Annotated in this window: 31 protein-coding genes; 3 read left to right on the forward strand and 28 right to left on the reverse strand. The window is 60.5% G+C overall.

Features of this window, described 5'->3' with window-relative positions; genetic code table 11:
* Positions 1-102: 102 nt before the first annotated feature.
* On the forward strand, positions 103-1,623 hold the full coding sequence (gene putP, locus INT29_RS17175) for a sodium/proline symporter PutP (RefSeq protein ID WP_101574518.1): 1,521 nt from the start codon (positions 103-105) through the stop codon (positions 1,621-1,623).
* A 297-nt stretch (positions 1,624-1,920) separates the two neighbouring features.
* On the opposite strand, the gene rplQ is transcribed toward putP, so the two are convergent.
* The 7 genes from rplQ to INT29_RS17210 form a co-directional block, all read right to left on the reverse strand.
* Positions 1,921-2,463 (reverse strand): 50S ribosomal protein L17, encoded by a 543-nt coding sequence (gene rplQ / locus INT29_RS17180; protein ID WP_101574517.1) that lies wholly within the window; start codon positions 2,461-2,463, stop codon positions 1,921-1,923.
* Between the two features lie 23 nt (positions 2,464-2,486).
* Complete coding sequence (locus INT29_RS17185) at positions 2,487-3,485, reverse strand: DNA-directed RNA polymerase subunit alpha (protein WP_009884957.1); 999 nt, start codon at positions 3,483-3,485, stop codon at positions 2,487-2,489.
* Positions 3,486-3,635: 150 nt separating this feature from the next.
* Positions 3,636-4,040, reverse strand: a complete 405-nt coding sequence (gene rpsK, locus INT29_RS17190; RefSeq protein WP_101574516.1) for a 30S ribosomal protein S11 — start codon at positions 4,038-4,040, stop codon at positions 3,636-3,638.
* Between the two features lie 51 nt (positions 4,041-4,091).
* Entirely contained in the window at positions 4,092-4,460 is a 369-nt protein-coding gene (rpsM, locus tag INT29_RS17195) for a 30S ribosomal protein S13 (RefSeq protein ID WP_101574515.1), read from the reverse strand.
* Between the two features lie 188 nt (positions 4,461-4,648).
* Entirely contained in the window at positions 4,649-4,762 is a 114-nt protein-coding gene (gene rpmJ, locus INT29_RS17200) for a 50S ribosomal protein L36 (RefSeq protein WP_009884960.1), read from the reverse strand.
* Positions 4,763-4,823: 61 nt separating this feature from the next.
* Positions 4,824-5,045, reverse strand: a complete 222-nt coding sequence (gene infA, locus INT29_RS17205; RefSeq protein WP_101574514.1) for a translation initiation factor IF-1 — start codon at positions 5,043-5,045, stop codon at positions 4,824-4,826.
* A 274-nt stretch (positions 5,046-5,319) separates the two neighbouring features.
* Positions 5,320-6,543: an MFS transporter gene (locus INT29_RS17210; protein WP_101574513.1), complete on the reverse strand. Its 1,224-nt coding sequence runs from the start codon at positions 6,541-6,543 to the stop codon at positions 5,320-5,322.
* A gap of 180 nt (positions 6,544-6,723) precedes the next feature.
* Between INT29_RS17210 and INT29_RS17215 the strand changes: the two genes are divergently transcribed.
* The gene (locus INT29_RS17215) at positions 6,724-7,869 is read left to right on the forward strand and encodes a MalY/PatB family protein (RefSeq protein ID WP_101574512.1); all 1,146 of its coding nucleotides are present in this window, start codon (positions 6,724-6,726) and stop codon (positions 7,867-7,869) included.
* A 30-nt stretch (positions 7,870-7,899) separates the two neighbouring features.
* Here the strand turns inward: INT29_RS17215 and INT29_RS20270 are convergent, their stop codons facing one another.
* Both INT29_RS20270 and INT29_RS17220 read right to left on the reverse strand, forming a co-directional pair.
* Positions 7,900-8,178, reverse strand: a complete 279-nt coding sequence (locus INT29_RS20270) for a hypothetical protein (protein ID WP_226842152.1) — start codon at positions 8,176-8,178, stop codon at positions 7,900-7,902.
* Positions 8,166-8,774: a hypothetical protein gene (locus INT29_RS17220; protein ID WP_226842154.1), complete on the reverse strand. Its 609-nt coding sequence runs from the start codon at positions 8,772-8,774 to the stop codon at positions 8,166-8,168. Before INT29_RS17220 ends, INT29_RS20270 begins: the two co-directional genes overlap by 13 nt.
* Positions 8,775-8,852: 78 nt before the next feature.
* Between INT29_RS17220 and INT29_RS17225 the strand changes: the two genes are divergently transcribed.
* Positions 8,853-9,098 (forward strand): hypothetical protein, encoded by a 246-nt coding sequence (locus tag INT29_RS17225; RefSeq protein ID WP_193072592.1) that lies wholly within the window; start codon positions 8,853-8,855, stop codon positions 9,096-9,098.
* 14 nt (positions 9,099-9,112) lie between these two features.
* Here the strand turns inward: INT29_RS17225 and map are convergent, their stop codons facing one another.
* The 19 genes from map to rplB form a co-directional block, all read right to left on the reverse strand.
* Positions 9,113-9,949: a type I methionyl aminopeptidase gene (gene map / locus INT29_RS17230; protein WP_101574510.1), complete on the reverse strand. Its 837-nt coding sequence runs from the start codon at positions 9,947-9,949 to the stop codon at positions 9,113-9,115.
* Positions 9,946-10,512 carry an adenylate kinase gene (locus INT29_RS17235; protein ID WP_101574509.1) on the reverse strand — a complete coding sequence of 189 codons (567 nt, stop codon included), beginning with the start codon at positions 10,510-10,512 and terminating at the stop codon, positions 9,946-9,948. Before INT29_RS17235 ends, map begins: the two co-directional genes overlap by 4 nt.
* 40 nt (positions 10,513-10,552) lie before the next feature.
* Positions 10,553-11,854 (reverse strand): preprotein translocase subunit SecY, encoded by a 1,302-nt coding sequence (gene secY, locus INT29_RS17240; RefSeq protein ID WP_101574508.1) that lies wholly within the window; start codon positions 11,852-11,854, stop codon positions 10,553-10,555.
* A 309-nt stretch (positions 11,855-12,163) separates the two neighbouring features.
* A complete protein-coding gene (gene rplO / locus INT29_RS17245) occupies positions 12,164-12,616 on the reverse strand; it encodes a 50S ribosomal protein L15 (protein WP_101574507.1) in 453 nt (150 codons plus the stop codon).
* A gap of 1 nt (position 12,617) precedes the next feature.
* Positions 12,618-12,800 carry a 50S ribosomal protein L30 gene (rpmD, locus tag INT29_RS17250; protein WP_101574506.1) on the reverse strand — a complete coding sequence of 61 codons (183 nt, stop codon included), beginning with the start codon at positions 12,798-12,800 and terminating at the stop codon, positions 12,618-12,620.
* On the reverse strand, positions 12,800-13,477 hold the full coding sequence (gene rpsE / locus INT29_RS17255) for a 30S ribosomal protein S5 (protein ID WP_226842156.1): 678 nt from the start codon (positions 13,475-13,477) through the stop codon (positions 12,800-12,802). The genes rpmD and rpsE overlap by 1 nt, the downstream gene beginning before the upstream one ends.
* Positions 13,474-13,854 (reverse strand): 50S ribosomal protein L18, encoded by a 381-nt coding sequence (gene rplR, locus INT29_RS17260; RefSeq protein WP_101574504.1) that lies wholly within the window; start codon positions 13,852-13,854, stop codon positions 13,474-13,476. The genes rpsE and rplR overlap by 4 nt, the downstream gene beginning before the upstream one ends.
* Positions 13,855-13,856: 2 nt before the next feature.
* Positions 13,857-14,393, reverse strand: coding sequence for a 50S ribosomal protein L6 (gene rplF / locus INT29_RS17265; protein ID WP_101574503.1), 537 nt, complete (start codon positions 14,391-14,393; stop codon positions 13,857-13,859).
* Between the two features lie 16 nt (positions 14,394-14,409).
* Positions 14,410-14,808: a 30S ribosomal protein S8 gene (rpsH, locus tag INT29_RS17270; protein WP_009883556.1), complete on the reverse strand. Its 399-nt coding sequence runs from the start codon at positions 14,806-14,808 to the stop codon at positions 14,410-14,412.
* 69 nt (positions 14,809-14,877) lie between these two features.
* Entirely contained in the window at positions 14,878-15,447 is a 570-nt protein-coding gene (gene rplE, locus INT29_RS17275; protein WP_096161012.1) for a 50S ribosomal protein L5, read from the reverse strand.
* Positions 15,447-15,815 carry a 50S ribosomal protein L24 gene (rplX, locus tag INT29_RS17280; RefSeq protein WP_009883558.1) on the reverse strand — a complete coding sequence of 123 codons (369 nt, stop codon included), beginning with the start codon at positions 15,813-15,815 and terminating at the stop codon, positions 15,447-15,449. Before rplX ends, rplE begins: the two co-directional genes overlap by 1 nt.
* A 2-nt stretch (positions 15,816-15,817) precedes the next feature.
* On the reverse strand, positions 15,818-16,186 hold the full coding sequence (rplN, locus tag INT29_RS17285; RefSeq protein WP_009883559.1) for a 50S ribosomal protein L14: 369 nt from the start codon (positions 16,184-16,186) through the stop codon (positions 15,818-15,820).
* Positions 16,187-16,330: 144 nt separating this feature from the next.
* The gene (gene rpsQ, locus INT29_RS17290; RefSeq protein WP_101574502.1) at positions 16,331-16,618 is read right to left on the reverse strand and encodes a 30S ribosomal protein S17; all 288 of its coding nucleotides are present in this window, start codon (positions 16,616-16,618) and stop codon (positions 16,331-16,333) included.
* On the reverse strand, positions 16,618-16,869 hold the full coding sequence (gene rpmC / locus INT29_RS17295) for a 50S ribosomal protein L29 (protein ID WP_101574501.1): 252 nt from the start codon (positions 16,867-16,869) through the stop codon (positions 16,618-16,620). The genes rpsQ and rpmC overlap by 1 nt, the downstream gene beginning before the upstream one ends.
* 2 nt (positions 16,870-16,871) lie before the next feature.
* Positions 16,872-17,288 (reverse strand): 50S ribosomal protein L16, encoded by a 417-nt coding sequence (gene rplP / locus INT29_RS17300; RefSeq protein WP_009883562.1) that lies wholly within the window; start codon positions 17,286-17,288, stop codon positions 16,872-16,874.
* 3 nt (positions 17,289-17,291) lie between these two features.
* Positions 17,292-18,113: a 30S ribosomal protein S3 gene (gene rpsC, locus INT29_RS17305; RefSeq protein ID WP_101574500.1), complete on the reverse strand. Its 822-nt coding sequence runs from the start codon at positions 18,111-18,113 to the stop codon at positions 17,292-17,294.
* Positions 18,113-18,499: a 50S ribosomal protein L22 gene (gene rplV / locus INT29_RS17310; protein WP_009883564.1), complete on the reverse strand. Its 387-nt coding sequence runs from the start codon at positions 18,497-18,499 to the stop codon at positions 18,113-18,115. The genes rpsC and rplV overlap by 1 nt, the downstream gene beginning before the upstream one ends.
* Before the next feature lie 43 nt (positions 18,500-18,542).
* Positions 18,543-18,824, reverse strand: a complete 282-nt coding sequence (gene rpsS, locus INT29_RS17315) for a 30S ribosomal protein S19 (protein WP_009883565.1) — start codon at positions 18,822-18,824, stop codon at positions 18,543-18,545.
* 15 nt (positions 18,825-18,839) lie between these two features.
* Positions 18,840-19,676, reverse strand: a complete 837-nt coding sequence (rplB, locus tag INT29_RS17320) for a 50S ribosomal protein L2 (protein WP_101574499.1) — start codon at positions 19,674-19,676, stop codon at positions 18,840-18,842.
* Positions 19,677-19,693 lie beyond the last annotated feature (17 nt).

The raw sequence follows: 19,693 nt of genomic DNA on the forward strand, positions 1-19,693 counted from the left end.
TCGGCGTCCATGAATGTGCTTGTAGTGTTCTCTTAGGCAATTCACACATTTTGCGCAATCTGTTGTAGGGTCTCCCCGGTTTACAAAAGGAGAGATCTAATAATGACGGAAACCACTTTCCGCACAATTGCCATCGTCCTTTACTTTGTGGGAATGCTCGCCATCGGCTGGTTCGCATACCGCAAAACCAAGAACAACCTCGACGACTACATGCTGGCAGGCCGCGGGCTGCGTCCCAGCGTGGCCGCCCTGAGTGCAGGAGCCTCGGACATGTCGGGTTGGCTCCTCATGGGCCTGCCCGGTGCCATCTACATAGGTGGACTGGTAGAAGCCTGGATGGCAGTGGGCCTGACCGTTGGGGCCTGGGTGAACTGGAAGCTCGTGGCACCTCGTCTGCGTGCCTTCACCGAGAAGGCCGGTGACTCGATCACGATTCCCAGCTTCTTCGAGCAGCGTCTCAAGGACGATACGCGTCTGCTGCGCATCGTCTGTGGTGTCATCATCTTGGTGTTCTTCACCTTCTACGTCTCGTCCGGAATGGTCGCTGCCGGCAAGTTCTTCGAGTCAAGCTTCGGACTGAACTATCTAGCCGGAATGCTCATCGTCGCTGCCATCACCATGGTCTACACCTTGTTCGGCGGGTTCCTCGGTGCCACCCTCACCGACGTCGCCCAGGGACTTCTCATGTTCGCGGCACTCGTAGCCGTCCCGGTCGTCGCCGTGTTCAATGCCGGCGGTCCGGCAACCGTGATCTCCAACGTCAAGGAGATCGACCCCAGCTTGCTCAATGTCTTCGGCAGTGGACCATTCTGGGCCGGTGGTACTTACCTGGCTGTCATCTCCGCACTCGCGTGGGGCTTGGGCTACTTTGGACAGCCGCACATCATCGTGCGGTTCATGGCGCTGCGGACCCCCTCCGATGCCAAAGTTGCTCGGCGAATCGGTGTCGGCTGGATGGGCATCTCCGCCCTCGGTGCCGTCGCGACGGCGATTGTGGGCATCTCGTACTTCTCCGAACACGCCAACATGGAGCCGGCCGACTCCGAGACAGTCTTCCTGGATCTCGCTCAGATCCTGTTTCATCCGTTCATTGCGGGACTGGTCCTGGCTGCAGTGCTCGCCGCAATCATGTCAACGATCTCCTCGCAGCTAGTCGTCACATCCTCGGCACTCATCGAAGATCTCTACAAGATCGTTGCTCTGCGCACCGGATCGAAGCGCACGCTGCAGGACAAGACCTATGTCCTGCTGGGGCGCCTCGGCATCCTCGTCATCGCCATCATCGCCGTGCTGTTGGCGATCTCGCCGTCGAACAACATCCTCGATCTGGTGGCCTTCGCATGGGCCGGCTTCGGTGCTTCCTTCGGGCCGATCGTGCTGCTGACCCTGTTCTGGAAGAAGCTCACCAACTGGGGCGCTCTCTTCGGACTCATCTCCGGTGCAGTCGTGGCATTCGTCTGGGGACAGGTCAGCACCCCGGTCACCGATTCGCTCTACGAGATCATCCCCGGATTCGCCGTGAACTTGATTGTCGCTATCGTGGTCAGCAAGTTCACGTACAAGCCCAACGCGGACACAGACCGCGAATTCGACGAGTCGGTAGAGTTCTCGCGCATCCAGTGACGGCCCAGCGGCTCGACTGACGGCCACACGGCCGCCCAGCGGGGCCGCACTCAGCAACTCCGTCACTACGTCCTACACTCAGCGGCTATTCCTCCTGCAACACAGGGAGGAATAGCCGCTGAGTGTTTCTCGCCCGTGTGCCAGTGTGTACCCCTGCGACTGGTAGGGAGTGAATGTACGTCTGCCGTGCACCCGGCGCAGCAGCGCACACGTCTCGGCTCATAAACACAGCGGTGTGAATACACTACAGGCGGGCACCCGTCGGGTGCCCGCCTGAGATATTGCGTAAAAGAGTCCTTACTTGGTCTCTTCAGCACTTTCGTCGGTTACTTCTTCAGCGACCTCGTCGGTTGCGGCCGAGTCGGCTGCCTCCTCTGTGGACTCTGCAGGAGCCTCTTCGACGACCTCTTCGGTCTTCTTCTTCGACGCTGCGGTCTCGGTGGCCTGCTCGGCTTCCTTCACAGTTGCCTGCTTGGGCGAGTAGGGCTCGAGAACGAGTTCGATGACGGCCATCGGCGCGTTGTCACCGGGACGAGGACCGATCTTGGTGATACGTGTGTATCCACCGGGACGCTCGGCCATGGTTTCGGCGATCGAGGTGAAGAGCTCGTGAACGATCGACTTGTCGCCGATCTTTCCGAGCACGCGACGACGGGCGGCAAGGTCGCCCTTCTTGGCGTGAGTGATCATGCGCTCCGCCACCGGACGCAGGCGCTTGGCCTTGGTTACGGTCGTGGTGATCTTCTTGTGCTCGAACAGGGCGGCAGCCATGTTGTTGAGCATCATGCGCTCGTGTGTTGGGGAGCCTCCGAGACGAGGACCCTTGGTTGGGGTTGGCATAGTGTCTTACTCCTAGGTCTTAATCAGTACTGTTCGTCTTCGACGTAGGACTGGTCCTCATCAACGAGACCGGCTTCGAACCCGGCGGGACTGTCCTTGAGGCTCAGGCCCAGCTCGTTGAGCTTGGCCTTCACTTCGTCGATCGATTTCGAACCAAAGTTGCGGATATCCATGAGATCGGCTTCGCTGCGAGCAACGAGTTCGCCGACCGTGTGGATACCTTCGCGCTTGAGGCAGTTGTAGGAGCGCACGGTCAGATCGAGATCTTCGATGGCCAGGGCCAGATCGGCAGCCAGCGCTGCGTCAACCGGCGATGGTCCGATCTCAATGCCTTCAGCTTCGACATTGAGTTCCCGAGCCAGGCCGAAGAGCTCGACCAGTGTCTTACCCGCAGATGCGATCGCATCGCGTGGGGTCATCGACGGCTTGGTCTCGATGTCGAGCACCAGGCGATCAAAGTCGGTGCGCTGCTCAACACGAGTAGCCTCGACCTTGTAGGTGACCTTGAGAACCGGCGAGTAGATCGAGTCAACGGGGACCCGACCGATCTCTGCATCCGCGTTCTTGTTCTGAGCGCTCGATACGTAACCGCGTCCACGTTCGATGGTCAGCTCCATATCCAGACGGCCTTCACCATTCAATGTGGCGATATGCAGATCCGGGTTATGGATCTCGACTCCGGCAGGAGCAGAGACATCGGCGGCAGTCACGGTGCCTGGGCCCTGCTTGCGCAGGTAGGCAACGACCGGTTCGTCGAATTCCGAGGACACGACCAGGGACTTCAGGTTGAGGATGAATTCAGTGACATCCTCCTTGACTCCTGGAACGGTGCTGAACTCGTGGAGCACACCGTCGATCCGGATTGATGTGACGGCGGCACCTGGAATCGACGACAGCAGGGTACGACGAAGCGAGTTGCCGAGGGTGTAGCCGAATCCTGGCTCAAGTGGTTCGATGGCGAACCGTGAGCGATTCTCGGAGACGACTTCTTCCGTGAGCGTTGGGCGCTGTGCAATGAGCACGTGGGCTTCCTTTCAGCGAACATCCGCTATATGACGTTCGCACTGCACGTCATGGCCGTAGCCATGAAGAACGGTTCGGTTTATCGTGGAATCCGTTCTGCAACTGATGCCGGGACATAGCCCGTCATCGGTGGCAGAGACACGGAAGGATCAGCCGCGGCGGCGCTTGGTCTGACGGCAGCCGTTGAACGGAACTGGAGTGACATCCTGAATGGTGCCCAGTTCCAGACCGGCGGCCTGCAGCGAACGGATCGCGGTTTCGCGTCCCGAACCTGGTCCCTTGACGAAGACGTCGACCTTCTTCAGGCCGTGCTCCTGCGCACGACGAGCAGCGGATTCCGCAGCCATCTGTGCGGCGTAAGGGGTCGACTTGCGCGAACCCTTGAAGCCGACCTCTCCTGAGGATGCCCAGGAGATGACAGCACCGGTCGGATCAGTGATCGACACGATGGTGTTGTTGAACGTTGATTTGATGTGTGCCTGGCCAGCAACAATATTCTTTTTGAGCTTGCGGCGAGGCTTGCGCACTGTAGCGGCGCGTGACTTGGGAGGCATGTGTTTTACTCCTGATCGAGGTGGCTGATGCTGGTCAACCGGGTGAGTATGTTACTTCTTCTTACCGGCCACGGTGCGCTTCGGTCCCTTGCGGGTACGCGCATTCGTCTTGGTCCGCTGTCCGCGAACCGGCAGACCGCGGCGGTGACGCAGGCCTTCATAGCTTCCGATTTCCACCTTGCGGCGAATGTCGGCAGCAACCTCACGTCGGAGGTCACCCTCAACCTGGAATGTGCCCTCGATAAAGTCACGCAGCTGGACGAGCTCGGTATCGCTCAAGTCCTTCACACGGGTGTCAGGGCTGATTCCCGTTTCCGTCAGGGTCTGGCGCGCACGGGTGCGGCCCACACCGTAGATGTAAGTCAAGGCGACTTCCACGCGCTTTTCACGCGGGATGTCGACTCCGGCAAGTCGTGCCATAGGTACTATCTCCTGTTGTAGTTCCGGAGGTGCTGATGCAGACCTGTCCTTGGTTTCCCAAGGTCCTCGGCCCCCGACCGAAGGTATCGTCCTGACACTGCTCTAACGGCAATGCAGATGGCGAGGTCTGCGCGGGTGTGGTGCTGCTGAAGCCCCTTGCGGGTGCCTCTGTCTGCTCGAAGAGCTGCTCAACCCTGGCGCTGTTTGTGGCGCGGGTTGGAGCAGATGACGATGACCCGGCCGTGACGGCGGGTAATCTGGCAATTCTCGCAGATCTTCTTGACGCTTGGCTTAACCTTCATGGTTTTTCCTTCTTCCGACCCTTACCCCTGCGCAGGGGCGGGTACGAATGATCGAAGATCCTTACTTGTAGCGGTAAACGATTCGCCCACGCGAAAGATCGTATGGAGACAGCTCCACGATGACCCGGTCCTCAGGGAGAATTCGAATGTAGTGCTGTCGCATTTTTCCTGAGATATGCGCAAGCACCCTGTGCCCATTGCTCAGCTCAACCCGGAACGATGCGTTCGGGAGGGCTTCGACAACGGCGCCTTCGATCTCAATGACCCCTTCTTTTTTGGCCATATCGTTCGCTAACCTCGTATTCCCGCGAAAACTTCGCGTTCGACGTAATCGTGTATCGTCGATTTACCCCGACGACCCCATGGTCTGCGGCTCACCTCACCACATGAAAAGTTGCGGATGGCAAATGCCGCCCACAACAGAAAAAGGGTGAGTTGAGCGAGAACAGACCAATCAACAACCCTACACTATGGCCGAAGATTCTTCCACACGGTGCTGGCTTACGGGGGTGAAGTCCCTTACAATCGTTCTCTCCCTCGCCGAGGTGGTCCCAAGGTCAGGTCACGTGTCGAGTTCCGTACCCGGCCCGGATGCTCGCGATGACAGCGATCGCGAGCACGACGAAGCCCATCAGGGTGATCGATGCGAATCCGCCGAAGGCCAGCAGCGGCCCGGACAGTGCCGCCAACGCGGCGGCCCCGAAGTTCATTCCTGCGTCGGAGAGTCCCTGCACCGACATACGATGCGCGGGATCGATCTCTTTGGTCAGAAGTGTTGACCCGGCGATGAGGCATGCGCTCCAGCCCAAGCCCAAGAGGAACAGCGCCACCGAAAGCCTGGTGAACGATGACTCACCGAGAGCATCGATGCACCCGAGGACCAAGGACACGGCGAACAGTCCGTGGCCGAGGAGAATCACCCGACCGGCGGAGTACCTGTCGGTGAGGTAGCCGAAGACCGGGGACAAACCGTACATGCCGAGGATATGGCCGCCGATCGTGATGCCGATCAGTTCGAGGCCGAGCCCATGGTGGTCCATGTGAAGTGGTGTCATCACCATTGTTGCCACCATGATCATGTGCCCCGTGACCACGGACAGCAGCCCCATGAGCGCGCTCGGGGAACGTCTGATGGCCTGCCAGGTGCCACCTCGGCGAGGGGAGGGCGAGGGCGCATCTCGCGTGGCGGGTGTGACTCGGCGCAGGAACAAGACGCTGAGGAGGGCAAGTGCGAAGCCGGCGATCGCGATGACGAATGGCCCTGACAGCGGATCGAGGCTCAGGGCTCGGCCGAGGTCGGCACCGGGTCCGGACAGGTTCGGTCCGATCACAGACCCGATCGTCGTGGCCCAGACGACCACGGACATGGCAGAGCCTTTGAGGTGGTCAGGAGCCGCATCCGTGGCGGCGTATCGACCCTGCAGCCCCGCGGCTGTCGCCGCCCCGAAACAGCCCATGCCGATGAAGAAGACGAGGTCGATGCCGAACAGGATCGCGGCCACGATGAGAATGGCCCCGCAGAGGGCGATCGCGTAGGCGCTGGCCAGTGCCAGCCGACGACTTCTGGCCTCGGCCAGTTTTGCAAGTGGAACCGCGAGGAGCCCGGCGCCGAGGATGGACGCCGTCTGCGCGAACCCCGCGAGTTCCGTTCGGCCGGTCAGACGCTCCGCGAGGATGCCACCGACGGCGAATCCGGTGGCGATGCCGATGCCGGAGAACAGTTGGGCCAGGCTCAGCGCCCACTGATTCCGGCGGAAGATCGACTGCGGGTGTCCACCCATCGCAACCTCCGCCTCTCAACGGTCTCAATCATCGGATCCGGCTCGCATCGCCGGTTCCACTGTAGTCCGTGACCGTGCATGTCGGAACGCAGCACGCACTCAGGGCCTCCCCTGCTAGCGTGAAATGCGACAGTCACCCAATACCCCGCAAGTTCGCAATGGCCAGCAAAGGAGCATCACGTGCAGGACCTGGATTCCATCACAGAAGAATCACTCATCGCCAAGGGCGGCCGGAAGTGGTCGACCTTCCCGGGCAGCCTCGGCGCATTCATCGCAGAGATGGACTTCGGTGTCGCTCCCGGCGTGCGCGAGGCATTGCGTGATGTCGATGAGCGAGATCTCTTCGGCTATGCGCCGCAAGCCATCGTCTCCGACCTCAAGTCGGCCACCTCCGCGTTCTGCGCCGAACAGTACGGATGGCAGTTCCCGGACGAGCACGTCGAGCTGGCCAGTGACGTCATCGCGAGTTTCCTGGGCATCCTCACCCACCTGACTCCTGCCGGTACTCCGATCGTCCTTCCGACCCCCGCTTACATGCCCTTCTTCGATGTCGCCAAGGTCACGGGACGAGAGCTCATCCAGGTGCCGATGATCCGATCGGAGACCGGCTGGTCGGTCGACCTCGCCGCGGTCGATGCCGCGCTGGCGCCTGGCTCCACCCTGGTCCTGTGCAATCCCCATAACCCCATCGGCAAGGTGTACACGGAGAGCGAGCTCCTGGAACTCGCCGAGGTGGTTGAGCGCAATGATGCACGCGTGTTCTCCGATGAGATCCACGCCCCGTTAGTCTTCGAACCGGCCCGTCACATTCCCTATGCGAGCCTGAATGAGACGACGGCATCGCATACGGCCACCGCTACCGCGGCCTCCAAGGCGTTCAACATCCCAGGGCTCAAGTGCGCACAGCTCATCCTCAGCAGTGCCGATGATCGCGCGATCTGGGCGCAGAAGGGCAATTTCGTCTCTGGCGCCGCGTCGAACCCCGGCATCCTCGCCACTACCGCGGCATACACCCAGTCGGGTGAGTGGTTGGACGAGATCACCGCCTATCTCAAGGGCAACCGCGAGCTCCTGACAGATCTCATCGCCACCCACCTGCCCAACGCCACGTACCTTGCGCCTGAAGGAACATACCTGGCGTGGTTGGACCTGCGCGGGTACGGCCTCAAATCCGAACTGGCCGAACATTTCAACACCGAAGCTCACGTCGCGATCACCGAGGGCCGCCTCTGCGGTGAGGTCGGGGCAGGTCACATCCGCCTCAACTTCGCACTCCCCCGACCTCTCCTGACCGAAGCAATCGAACGCATCGCCTCCGCAGTGTAAAGTGACAATCTCACTCCGGGGAGGCAGGTCTCAACTGCTCGGGAGCCATTCGATGAGGCCGAAGGACGGATTGGGGCCGGCACATTCCAGTATCTGCTGGTCGAACCGCAGGTAGTACTCCAGGTTGCATCGGTCCATAAGAGTGCGGAAACGCAGTGCCGGCTGTTCGGGGCCCACCAGTTCGGCTGGAAGAATCGGGTACGTCATGACCGCACGCGCAACTTGAAAATAGATGTCGAAGAACTTCACCAGCGACATCTCGGGTTGTCCACCACCTGGCTGACTGCCGTTGACGCTCAAAGCAGCCAATGCGCTCTCCAGCGGTGGCAGCTCAAGCGACGCGGTCTAGCTCGCGAAGTCATTCGTCGGGCTGTGGCGATGGCCTCGGGTTCGATCGTCGCGTATTCACACCACCCTGGCTCGAGCATTCCAGGCAGCTGCCCGGACAGTTCGTGGGAGAGGTCGGCGAAGGACAGCAGAACTCCGGGGCGCAACTGTCGGTAACCGAGCATCCTGGCGACATATCGGAGCCGATCGCGCAGCATCCGTGCCGACTCGGGAATCGAATACAGCGCGGCATGAAAATGACCTTCGAAGCTGGGCGCGTCCCGATCTCCCGCAATGCCCATGAGACCTGAGAGGATACGCGGGCTCAAGAGGCAGATCGAGACTCGTCCCAGCCTTTCGCTGCTCAGAATGTCCCGGTGGACCATCCCCACCAGCTGATTGTGTACGCTCGAGGACGAATAGCCGTGTTCGGCCAAGACTCCGACGATGACGGGGCCGGGCAGACCCTGCGCTTGGAGACACCCGAACGCCGAGATGACATCGAAGGAGATGAGGATCAGACGATAGCGATCGGGCACAGCTGCCGAACGTTTCGTGTGATCGTGGACACCCGCCAAGAGCAGATCCTAACGTGAAAACACAAGGATCCTGACCAAAGTCGATAACGACGGTCACAAGTTCAAGGGAGCAGCGTCATGGACGACGAGGCATACGAAACGAGTCTACGGGTATTTCAAAAGGCCAGGACCTCTGCGGTCCTGACCGGATCGATCACGGCTATCATCACCTTCGCATCCTTCATGATCGCAGGCTTCGACATTCACGTCACTGCAGCGTGGATGTTCGCGTTGAGTCTGATGTCAGCGTTGGCGCTGTTCGTCGTCATGCACATCCTCACGACCAACGAGCTCAGGCGGAGGCAGCAAACGCCTCAGCCATGAATGACTGAGTCGGCTCAGGCACCTGCAGGAGGCACCGGTGTGATTCCGAAGGGTGCCAGTCCGGCCACTCCCCCATCTTCAGCAGTGAGTACCCAGACTCCCCCATCATGCTTGGCGACGCTGTGCTCCCAATGGCTCGCACGCGAGCCATCATCAGTCACGACAGTCCAGTCGTCGTCCAAGGTGATGGTCTCGCTGCTGCCCGTGGTGAGCATAGGTTCGATCGCGAGGCACATTCCCGACTTGATCTTCGGCCCCTTCGACCGGGCTCGATAGTTCAGCACCTCGGGCGGCATATGCATGGCAGTGCCGATGCCATGACCGGTGAATTCCTCCACGAGTCCCAGTTCCGGGGCTTCTCGGGAGACATGATCGTCGATCGCGTCACCGATGTCGCTGACCTTGTCGCCGGCGGCGAAGGCCGCGATGCCGACCCACATGGCCTTCTCTGTCGCTTGAGACAGCGCGATGTCTGCCTCTGAGCCGGCGGCGTCACCGCCGACGATCATGGTGAACGCCGAATCACCGTGGAAGCCATCGACAATTGCGCCGCCGTCAATCGACACGAGATCCCCGGATTCAAGGACTCTCTCACCGGGTATCCCGTGCACGATCTCTTCGTTCACCGAGATGCACACGACAGCGGGGAATCCCTGGTAGCCCTTGAAGTTGGACAGAGCCCCCGCCTCGGTGATGACGGACTCGGCCGCAGCATTCACATCGGCGGTGGTGGCACCCGGGACGGCTGCTTCACGGGCCGCCTGCAGGACTGCGCTCGTGAGCAGTCCTGCGCGACACATCGTCACCAGCTGTTCGGGAGACTTAAGCTCGATCCGGGGACCAAAGATCATCGAATGGAGTCGAGGATTCGGTCAGTGATATCCGAGACTTCGCCGAGTCCGTCGACCTGGCGCAGCAGGCCGCGTTCGCGGTAGATGTCTGTCAGAGGCTGGGTCTGCTCTGCATAGACGTCGAGGCGATGACGGATGACATCTTCACTGTCATCGCTGCGGCCTTCGGTCTGTGCACGTGCCAGGAGGCGGGCGACGACTTCGTCGATGTCAGCGGTGAGCTCGACGACCTGTTCGATCTCGTGGCCCTCGACCGCGAGGATCCTGTCAAGCTCGTCCACCTGTGCGCTGGTGCGCGGGTAGCCGTCGAGGAGGAAGCCCTTGGCGGCGTCGTCCTGGGCCAGACGATCTGCGACCATCGAGTTGGTCACTTCGTCGGGGACGTATTCGCCGGCGTCCATGTAGCGCTTTGCGAGTTTGCCGAGTTCGGTCTCGCCCTTCACGTTCGCACGGAAGATGTCACCGGTCGATATCGCCGGAATGTTCAGCGCCTCTGACAGTCGCGCGGCTTGAGTGCCTTTGCCGGCACCGGGTGGGCCGATCAGGATGATACGTGAACTCATAAGGTGTGTCCTTCCAATGGTTGTCCGCGGTCGGGGTCGGTCAGCGCAGCAGACCTTCGTAATGGCGCTGCTGCATCTGTGCGTCGATCTGCTTGACGGTTTCGAGACCGACTCCCACCACGATCAGCAGCGAGGTGCCGCCGAACGGGAAGTTCTGGTTCGCGTTGATGAGGACCAGTGCAATCAGCGGAATCAGTGCGATGAAAGCCAGGTAGAGCGAGCCCGGGAAGTTGATGCGGCTGAGCACGAAGCTCAGGTAATCGGCGGTAGGGCGTCCGGCACGGATGCCGGGGACGAAGCCACCATACTTCTTCATGTTGTCAGCGACTTCCTCCGGGTTGAAGGTGATCGCGACGTAGAAGTATGCGAAGAAGATCGTCAGCAGTGCATAGGTGGCGATGTAGATCGGGTGGTCACCACGTGTGAAGTAGGTGTTGATCCATTCCACCCACTTGCTCTCTGGGGCGAAGAACTGCGAGATCAGACTGGGCAGGTAGAGAACCGATGATGCGAAGATCACGGGGATCACACCGGCCATGTTGACCTTGATCGGAATGTAGGTCGAGGTGCCGCCGAACATCCGTCGACCAACCATGCGCTTGGCGTACTGCACCGGAATACGTCGCTGTGACTGCTCGACGAAGACGACGAGCGCCACGAGCACCAGACCGACGGCGATGACGATGAGGAAGATGTCGACGCCCTGTTCGCGCAGGATTGCACCCAGCGATGATGGGAAAGCCGAGGCCACCGAGGTGAAGATGAGCAGCGACATACCGTTGCCGACTCCGTGTTCGGTGATCTGCTCGCCCAGCCACATGATGAGGCCGGTGCCTGCTACCAGAGTGATGACAAGGACGGTGATGCCCCACCAGGTGTCATTGGTGATGAGGTTGTCGCAGCCTTCGATGCCACCGAAGAGAGCGCCCGTACGCACAGTGGCCACGAGGGTCGTTGCGTTGAGCACGGCCAGCCCGATGGTCAGGTAGCGCGTGTACTGAGTCAGTTTCGCCTGGCCCGAGGCTCCCTCTTTGTGGAGTGACTCGAAGCGCGGAATGACCACGCGCAGAAGCTGAACGATGATGCTGGCGGTGATGTAGGGCATGATGCCCAGAGCGAAGATCGACAGCTGCAGCAGTGCGCCACCGCTGAACAGGTTGATCATTGCGAACCCGCCCTCGTTCAGCTGGGGGGACGCAACGCACTCCTGAACCTGGGTGTAGTCGATTCCGGGCGAGGGAATGAATGAGCCAAGCCGGAAGATGACAAGAATGCCCAGGGTGAAGAGGAGTTTGTTCCTCAGGTCGGGCGTTCTGAAGGCCCTCCGTATTGCGCCGATCAAGCGTCCTCCTCATTGGGGGATGAAAAAGTCAGGGTCGCAGATACGACCTCGCGAATGAGACAAATACCTGCAAAAGACTACCAGGGTATGACCGTCAGGCTGAAACCGAGAGGCCACGTGGACGCCGGGCAATGCCGATTGCCGTTGGGACTGTGTCGAAACCGACGCTGCGGTGTATGACCCGGACAACCGAGGTGTCTCGACCCAGGCAACTCGGCCGAGGATTCGGGCACGACGAAGGGGCGGTCACTTGCGTGACCGCCCCTTCGAGTGACGCCTCAGATATCAGCCCCGCTGTGCGGGAGCTGCTCAGGCTTCGTTGACGCTGCCGCCTGCTGCCATGATCTTCTCGAGTGCTGAACCCGAGACCTTGTCAGCAGTGATGTTCAGAGCAACGGTGATCTCACCGGTGCCCAGAACCTTCACGGGCTGCTTAGGACGCACAGCACCCTTGGCCACCAGATCGGCGACAGTGACATCGCCGCCTTCTGGGAACAAGGACGACAGCTTGTCAAGATTGACAACCTGGAACGTCACCTTTGCGGGGTTCTTGAACCCGCGCAGCTTAGGCAGACGCATGTGCATCGGAGTCTGTCCACCCTCGAAGCCGTGAGGAACCTGGTAGCGGGCGTGTGTGCCCTTGGTTCCGCGTCCGGCTGTCTTGCCCTTCGAAGCTTCACCACGACCGACACGGGTCTTGGCAGTCTTTGCTCCTGGGGCAGGACGGAGATCGTGGACCTTGAGTGAGTCATCGTTCGACATATCAATCCACCTCTTCCACAGTCACGAGGTGACGCACGACGTTGATCATTCCCCGGAGTTCCGGACGATCTTCGCACACCACCACATCGTCGATCCGCTTCAGTCCAAGCGAACGCAGCGTTGCACGCTGGTTCGGCTTGCCACCGATGTCGGACTTGCGCTGGGTAACTTTGAGCTTAGCCATCAGGACTTCGCCCCGCTTTCGGCAGCCGCCCGCAGCAATGCGTGAGGAGCGACCTCGTCCACAGGCAGACCACGGCGTGCCGCGACCTGCTCGGGGCGTTCGAGGCCCTGGAGAGCCTTGATCGCCGCGCGAACGATGTTGATTGCGTTAGCTGAACCCAGCGACTTGGACAGGATGTCCTGAACGCCGGCAGCATCGAGGACCGCACGCACCGGGCCACCGGCGATAACACCAGTACCAGGAGCAGCCGGGCGCAGCATGACTACACCGGCGGCGGTTTCACCCTGGATCGGGTGCGGAATGGTCTTCTGGATGCGTGGGACGCGGAAGAAGTTCTTCTTCGCCTCCTCGACACCCTTGGCAATGGCTGCGGGAACTTCCTTAGCCTTGCCGTAGCCCATGCCGACCATGCCGTCTCCGTCACCGACGACGACGAGGGCGGTGAAGGAGAACCGACGTCCACCCTTGACGACCTTCGACACGCGGTTGATCGTGACGACGTGCTCGATGAACTGGCTCTTCTCTTCAGCACGACCACCGCGCCCACGGCCTTCGCCGCGTCCACGATTCTGTGCGCCCTGACCACCCTGACCGCGACCACGTGAGGAGCGATCACTGTTGCTATCGGTACGGGTTTCAGCAGCTGGCTGCTGTTCCTTGTTCTCTTCAGTGCTCATAGGGCCAATCCTCCTTCACGTGCACCTTCGGCGATTGCCTGCACACGGCCGTGGTAGGCGTTGCCGCCACGGTCGAATACGACGGCTTCGATACCGGCTTCCTTAGCGCGCTGGGCTACCAGCTCGCCGACCTTGTGGGCCTTGCCGGTCTTGTCACCCTCGTGTGTACGCAGGTCGGCTTCCATGGTGGAGGCCGATGCCAAGGTCTTGCCGACGGTGTCGTCGATGACCTGGACAAAGACGTGGCGCGTGGAGCGAGTCACTGACAGGCGAGGACGTTCCGGCGTACCGCTGACATGCTTGCGCAGACGAGCGTGACGACGTTTGCGGGCCGCAGCCCTGCCCTTGCCGTAGTTTTCCTTTTTGCCAAAGGCCATCTCTACTTACCAGCCTTTCCGACCTTGCGACGGACATTTTCTCCGACATAGCGAACGCCCTTGCCCTTGTAAGGTTCAGGCTTACGCAGCTTCCGGATGTTGGCAGCGGTCTCTCCGACCAGCTGCTTGTCGATGCCGTGAACGGCCAGCTTGGTCTGTCCGTCAACCGTGAAGGAGATTCCCTCGGGTGGTTCGACGGTGATCGAGTGGCTGTAGCCCAGAGCGAACTCGAGGTTCGATCCCTTGGCCTGCACGCGGTAACCGGTGCCGACGATTTCGAGAGCCTTGGAGTAGCCCTCGGTCACACCGACGATCATGTTGTTGATCATCGTGCGGGACAGTCCGTGGAGCGAACGCGATTCGCGCTCTTCGTCCGGACGGGTCACCGTCACAACGCCTTCGTCGAGCGATGCGGTGATCGGCTCTGCGATAGCGACGGACAGATCGCCCTTGGGTCCCTTGACGGCGACAACCTGGCCATCGATTTTGACCTCTACGCCATTCGGGACGGAGATCGGGTTCTTGCCAATACGTGACATATTCTTCTCTCCTTCCTTACCAGACGTAGGCGAGGACTTCCCCACCCACACCCTTCTTGGCGGCCTGACGATCGGTCAGGAGGCCTGACGAGGTCGACAGGATGGCGATACCGAGTCCACCGAGGACCTTAGGCAAGTTGGTCGACTTCGCGTAAACGCGCAGTCCGGGCTTCGACACACGGCGCAGGCCGGCGATCGAACGCTCACGGTTAGGACCGAACTTGAGGTCCATGAGCAGGGTCTTACCGACCTGAGCGTCTTCGACGCTCCAACCGGTGATGTAGCCCTCGCTCTTGAGAATCTCAGCGATGTTGGATTTCAGCTTCGAGAACGGCATGCTGACGTCCTCGTGATAAGCCGAGTTGGCGTTCCGCAGACGTGTCAACATGTCTGCGACTGGATCAGTCATTGTCATTTGGGCTCTAGCCCTTCCTCGTTACGGTTTCCGCCCGCGCAGTGCGCGCTTGGACCTGCAACGTAGCGATTATTTGGTCTTGAACGGGAACCCGAGGTGGCGCAGAAGTGCACGTCCCTCGTCGTCGGTGTTCGCTGTAGTCACAACTGTGATATCCATACCTCGGACGCGGTCGATCCGGTCCTGATCGATCTCGTGGAACATTGACTGCTCCGTGAGACCGAAGGTGTAGTTACCGTTCCCGTCGAACTGACGATCCGAGAGGCCGCGGAAGTCGCGGATACGCGGAAGAGCCAGTGAGATGACACGGTCGACGAATTCCCACATACGGGCGCCACGCATGGTGACGTGGGCTCCAATGGGCTGACCCTCGCGCAACTTGAACTGGGCGATGGACTTCCGCGCCCGAGTCACGATCGGCTTCTGACCGGTGATCAGAGTCAAATCGTTGATTGCGCCTTCGATCAGCTTCGAATCGCGTGCTGCGTCACCCACACCCATGTTCACGACGACCTTGGTCAGACCGGGAACCTGCATGGGGTTTGCGTAGTTGAACTCGTCCTGCAGCTTGGCCACGATGTCATCGCGGTAAACCTGCTTGAGGCGTGGCGCTGGACGGCTCGTTGTTGTTTCCGTCATCAGATCTCCTCCCCGGTGCGACGCGAGACGCGGACACGAACGGTCTTGTTGCGACCATCGCGTTCCACAGTTTCCTCGCGGTATCCGACGCGGGTGGGCTTGTTGTCCTTAGGATCAACGAGCGCCACGTTGGACACGTGGATTGGGGCTTCGTGAGTCTCGCGGCCGCCGGCGGTGCCACCGGCCTGAGTCTGCGTTGCCTTCTTATGCTTGATCACGCGGTTGATGCCCTCAACGAGGACGCGGTTGCGTTCCGGGTACACGGCAAGAACCTTGCCCTGCTTCCCACGATCGCCACCCCGTGACTGACGGGCGCCTGCAATCACCTGGACGAGGTCGCCCTTCTTGATCTTGAGCTTGTTCGCCATGCTCACAACACCTCCGGTGCCAGGGAGACGATCTTCATGAACTTCTTATCACGCAATTCGCGTCCCACGGGTCCGAAGATACGGGTTCCGCGTGGTTCGCCATCAGTCTTGAGAATGACTGCTGCATTCTCGTCGAACTTGATGTACGAACCATCGGGACGACGGCGCTCCTTGGCGGTCCGAACGATGACAGCCTTGACGACGTCACCCTTCTTCACGTTGCCACCAGGAATTGCGTCTTTGACGGTTGCCACGATGGTGTCACCGATCGAGGCATAACGCCGACCGGAACCACCCAGAATCCTGATTGCCAGGATCTGCTTGGCACCAGTGTTGTCGGCGACCTTGAGTCGCGACTCTTGCTGAATCACTATTTTCTCCTGTCGTCGCGCCGGTTCTCACCCGATTGGATGAGCCTTGCGGAACGGATTAATGACATTTCACCCCGTTCCCGGTAGCCGCCCACGATCTGCTGGAGACCGTGGGCGGGACCGGGTGGGAGGGGTGGCGTCAGCTTACTTGGCGCGTTCGATGATTTCGACGAGCCGCCAACGCTTCGCGGACGAAACCGGCCGCGTTTCGGACACGAGGACGAGGTCGCCGACACCAGCGGCGTTCTCCTCATCGTGAACCTTGTACTTCACCGACTGGCGAAGAACCTTGCCGTACAGGCGGTGCGTCTTGCGCTCCTCCACCTCAACGACGATGGTCTTCTCCATCTTGTCGGAAACAACGTAACCACGCGCGGTCTTGCGGGAGTTACGGTCCGCAGGCGTTGCCTCGGGCTTGGTGGTCTCCGCCATCACTTGTCCTCTTCCTTAGCAGCAGCGGGGTTCGAACGAATGTCCATTTCCCGCTCGTTGAGCACGGTGTAGATACGAGCGATGTCGCGACGCACGGCCTTGAGCCGACCGTGGCTCTCCAGCTGGCCGGTGGCCGACTGGAAGCGCAGGTTGAACAGCTCGGCCTTAGCCTTCTTGAGCTCCTCGAGCAGACGCTCGTTGTCATAACCGTCAAGTGCGTCCATGGAAAGGTTCTTGGAACCGATTGCCATACTCACTCACCACCTTCGCGGGCCACAATACGGGCCTTCAGCGGAAGCTTGTGGATCGCGAGGCGCAGCGCCTCACGTGCAACTTCCTCGGACACACCGGCGAGTTCAAACATGACCCGACCCGGCTTGACATTGGCGACCCACCACTCCGGCGAACCCTTACCGGAACCCATGCGGGTCTCGGCAGGCTTCTTCGTCAGTGGTCGATCTGGGTAGATGTTGATCCACACCTTGCCACCACGCTTGATGTAGCGCGTCATGGCAATACGTGCGGCCTCGATCTGCCGGTTGGTGATGTAGGCAGGCTCTGTGGCCTGGATGCCGTAGTCACCGAACGACACCTTGGTGCCGCCCTTAGCTGCGCCGCCCCGCTTGGGGTGGTGCTGCTTGCGGTATTTAACCCGACGAGGGATCAGCATGTGTCAGCCCTCCGATCCGGCCTCAGCCGCGGGGGCCTCGGCATTGTTCTCGGTCTTCGGCGCTGCGTCGTTACGACGCGGTGCTGCTGCACCTTCCTGACCGCGGCCACGGCCTCCACGACCACGCCCACGGCCACGAGGGCCACGAGCAGCTGGAGCCTTCGCCTGCTCGGCAGCAAGCTCCTTGTCGGTCATGTCGCCCTTGTAGATCCACACCTTGACGCCGATGCGACCAAAGGTGGTGTGTGCTTCGTGGAAACCGTAATCGATGTTCGCACGCAGGGTGTGCAGAGGCACACGACCCTCGCGGTAGAACTCGGAACGGCTCATTTCGGCACCGCCGAGGCGGCCGGAGCACTGCACGCGGATGCCCTTGGCACCTGCACGCTGAGCGCTCTGGATCGACTTGCGCATCGCGCGGCGGAAGGCCACGCGGCTTGCGAGCTGCTCGGCAACTCCCTGAGCAACGAGCTGCGCGTCGATCTCAGCGTTCTTCACCTCAAGGATGTTGAGCTGAATCTGCTTGCCGGTGAGCTTTTCAAGCTGACCGCGAATGCGATCGGCTTCGGCTCCACGACGTCCAATGACAATGCCCGGACGGGCAGTGTGGATGTCGACTCGGACACGGTCACGTGTGCGTTCGATGTTCACCTTGGAGATGCCAGCGCGCTCAAGGCCCTTGGTCATCATCTGTCGGATCTTCACATCTTCGAGCACGTAGTCGCTGTAGCGCTGTCCCGGTTTAGTCGAGTCAGCAAACCACTTTGACTTGTGATCCGTGGTGATTCCGAGTCGGAATCCGTTCGGATTGATTTTCTGGCCCATTAACGGTTCCCCTTCCGGCTCTTGCGCTGAGGCAGGTCGTCACCGCTGGCCAGGACCACTGAAACGTGGCTTGTGCGCTTCTCGATGCGAAAAGCGCGACCCTGTGCTCGCGGGCGGAACCGCTTCATGGTTGGTCCCTCGTCCACAAATGCTTCAGAGATGACCAGTTCGTTCTCGTCGAACGCAATGCCCTCCTCGTCAGCCCGGGTACGCGCATTGGCGATACCTGAGGCAACGAGCTTGTAAATCGGATCTGATGCCGACTGTTCTGCAAACTTCAACACTGCAAGTGCTTCGGTCGCCTGCTGACCACGAATGAGGTCGATGACGCGCCGAGCCTTGCGAGGCGTGACGCGCAGGTAACGCGCCTTAGCCTTGGCTTCCATCGCTTCCTTCTCTCTTGTCTAGGATCGTAAGAGTGCCCCCGCGTCAGCGGCGGCGACCCTTGCGATCGTCCTTTTCGTGGCCACGGAACGTCCGTGTCTGTGCGAACTCGCCAAGCTTATGTCCGACCATGGCTTCAGTGATGAAGACTGGAACATGCTTGCGACCGTCATGTACTGCGATGGTGTGTCCCAGAAAGTCCGGGATGATCATCGAGCGACGAGACCATGTCTTGATTACGTTTTTAGAGTTCTTCTCGTTCTGACGAGCCACCTTCTGGTACAGGTGTTCATCGACGAAAGGACCCTTTTTGAGGCTACGAGGCATAAGTCAGTACTCCAATCAGCGCTTCTTGCCGGTCCGGCGACGGCGCACGATGTACTTGTCGCTCTCTTTGTTCGGCCGGCGTGTGCGGCCTTCTAGCTGACCCCACGGGCTGACTGGGTGACGTCCACCCGAAGTCTTGCCCTCGCCACCACCGTGTGGGTGGTCGACCGGGTTCATGACGACACCACGGACGGATGGGCGCTTGCCCTTCCAACGCATGCGGCCTGCCTTGCCCCAGCTGATGTTCGACTGCTCGGCATTGCCGACCTCGCCGATCGTCGCACGGCAGCGCGCATCAACATTGCGGATTTCGCCAGAAGGCATCCGCAGCTGAGCGAACCGGCCGTACTTCGCTACGAGCTGCACGGACGAACCGGCAGAGCGAGCGATCTTGGCACCGCCGCCTGGACGCATTTCAACTGCGTGCAGAACGGTGCCGACTGGGACGTTGCGCAGGGCAAGGTTGTTGCCCGGCTTGATGTCTGCGCCCAGACCAGCTTCAACCTGTGTGCCCTGCTTGAGGTTCTGCGGGGCGAGGATGTAGCGCTTCTCGCCATCTGCATAATGCAGAAGAGCGATCCGCGCAGTGCGGTTCGGGTCATATTCGATGTGTGCGACCTTCGCGGGTACGCCATCTTTGTCATGGCGGCGGAAGTCGATGACACGGTACTGACGCTTGTGGCCGCCGCCCTGATGGCGAGTGGTCACGCGTCCCTGGCTGTTACGGCCACCGCGCTTAGGCAGCGGGCGCAGAAGTGACTTCTCCGGTGTAGACCGGGTCACTTCGACGAAGTCGGCGACCGATGAGCCACGACGGCCCGGGGTCGTCGGCTTGTGCTTACGGATTCCCATGAGTCTTGTCCTTCTTC

This window comes from Brevibacterium sp. FME37, assembly GCF_014897485.1.
Lineage (GTDB): Bacteria > Actinomycetota > Actinomycetes > Actinomycetales > Brevibacteriaceae > Brevibacterium.

What these genes read in the sequence shown, in the direction of transcription:
- putP (WP_101574518.1), top strand. Translation starts at nt 103, where the DNA reads ATGACGGAAACCACTTTCCGCACAATTGCCATCGTCCTTTACTTTGTG.
- rplQ (WP_101574517.1), bottom strand. Translation starts at nt 2,463, where the DNA reads ATGCCAACCCCAACCAAGGGTCCTCGTCTCGGAGGCTCCCCAACACAC.
- rpsK (WP_101574516.1), bottom strand. Translation starts at nt 4,040, where the DNA reads ATGCCTCCCAAGTCACGCGCCGCTACAGTGCGCAAGCCTCGCCGCAAG.
- rpsM (WP_101574515.1), bottom strand. Translation starts at nt 4,460, where the DNA reads ATGGCACGACTTGCCGGAGTCGACATCCCGCGTGAAAAGCGCGTGGAA.
- rpmJ (WP_009884960.1), bottom strand. Translation starts at nt 4,762, where the DNA reads ATGAAGGTTAAGCCAAGCGTCAAGAAGATCTGCGAGAATTGCCAGATT.
- infA (WP_101574514.1), bottom strand. Translation starts at nt 5,045, where the DNA reads ATGGCCAAAAAAGAAGGGGTCATTGAGATCGAAGGCGCCGTTGTCGAA.
- INT29_RS17210 (WP_101574513.1), bottom strand. Translation starts at nt 6,543, where the DNA reads ATGGGTGGACACCCGCAGTCGATCTTCCGCCGGAATCAGTGGGCGCTG.
- INT29_RS17225 (WP_193072592.1), top strand. Translation starts at nt 8,853, where the DNA reads ATGGACGACGAGGCATACGAAACGAGTCTACGGGTATTTCAAAAGGCC.
- map (WP_101574510.1), bottom strand. Translation starts at nt 9,949, where the DNA reads ATGATCTTTGGTCCCCGGATCGAGCTTAAGTCTCCCGAACAGCTGGTG.
- INT29_RS17235 (WP_101574509.1), bottom strand. Translation starts at nt 10,512, where the DNA reads ATGAGTTCACGTATCATCCTGATCGGCCCACCCGGTGCCGGCAAAGGC.
- rplO (WP_101574507.1), bottom strand. Translation starts at nt 12,616, where the DNA reads ATGTCGAACGATGACTCACTCAAGGTCCACGATCTCCGTCCTGCCCCA.
- rpmD (WP_101574506.1), bottom strand. Translation starts at nt 12,800, where the DNA reads ATGGCTAAGCTCAAAGTTACCCAGCGCAAGTCCGACATCGGTGGCAAG.
- rpsE (WP_226842156.1), bottom strand. Translation starts at nt 13,477, where the DNA reads ATGAGCACTGAAGAGAACAAGGAACAGCAGCCAGCTGCTGAAACCCGT.
- rplR (WP_101574504.1), bottom strand. Translation starts at nt 13,854, where the DNA reads ATGGCCTTTGGCAAAAAGGAAAACTACGGCAAGGGCAGGGCTGCGGCC.
- rplF (WP_101574503.1), bottom strand. Translation starts at nt 14,393, where the DNA reads ATGTCACGTATTGGCAAGAACCCGATCTCCGTCCCGAATGGCGTAGAG.
- rpsH (WP_009883556.1), bottom strand. Translation starts at nt 14,808, where the DNA reads ATGACAATGACTGATCCAGTCGCAGACATGTTGACACGTCTGCGGAAC.
- rplE (WP_096161012.1), bottom strand. Translation starts at nt 15,447, where the DNA reads ATGACGGAAACAACAACGAGCCGTCCAGCGCCACGCCTCAAGCAGGTT.
- rplX (WP_009883558.1), bottom strand. Translation starts at nt 15,815, where the DNA reads ATGGCGAACAAGCTCAAGATCAAGAAGGGCGACCTCGTCCAGGTGATT.
- rpsQ (WP_101574502.1), bottom strand. Translation starts at nt 16,618, where the DNA reads ATGGCGGAGACCACCAAGCCCGAGGCAACGCCTGCGGACCGTAACTCC.
- rpmC (WP_101574501.1), bottom strand. Translation starts at nt 16,869, where the DNA reads ATGGCAATCGGTTCCAAGAACCTTTCCATGGACGCACTTGACGGTTAT.
- rplP (WP_009883562.1), bottom strand. Translation starts at nt 17,288, where the DNA reads ATGCTGATCCCTCGTCGGGTTAAATACCGCAAGCAGCACCACCCCAAG.
- rpsC (WP_101574500.1), bottom strand. Translation starts at nt 18,113, where the DNA reads ATGGGCCAGAAAATCAATCCGAACGGATTCCGACTCGGAATCACCACG.
- rplV (WP_009883564.1), bottom strand. Translation starts at nt 18,499, where the DNA reads ATGGAAGCCAAGGCTAAGGCGCGTTACCTGCGCGTCACGCCTCGCAAG.
- rpsS (WP_009883565.1), bottom strand. Translation starts at nt 18,824, where the DNA reads ATGCCTCGTAGCCTCAAAAAGGGTCCTTTCGTCGATGAACACCTGTAC.
- rplB (WP_101574499.1), bottom strand. Translation starts at nt 19,676, where the DNA reads ATGGGAATCCGTAAGCACAAGCCGACGACCCCGGGCCGTCGTGGCTCA.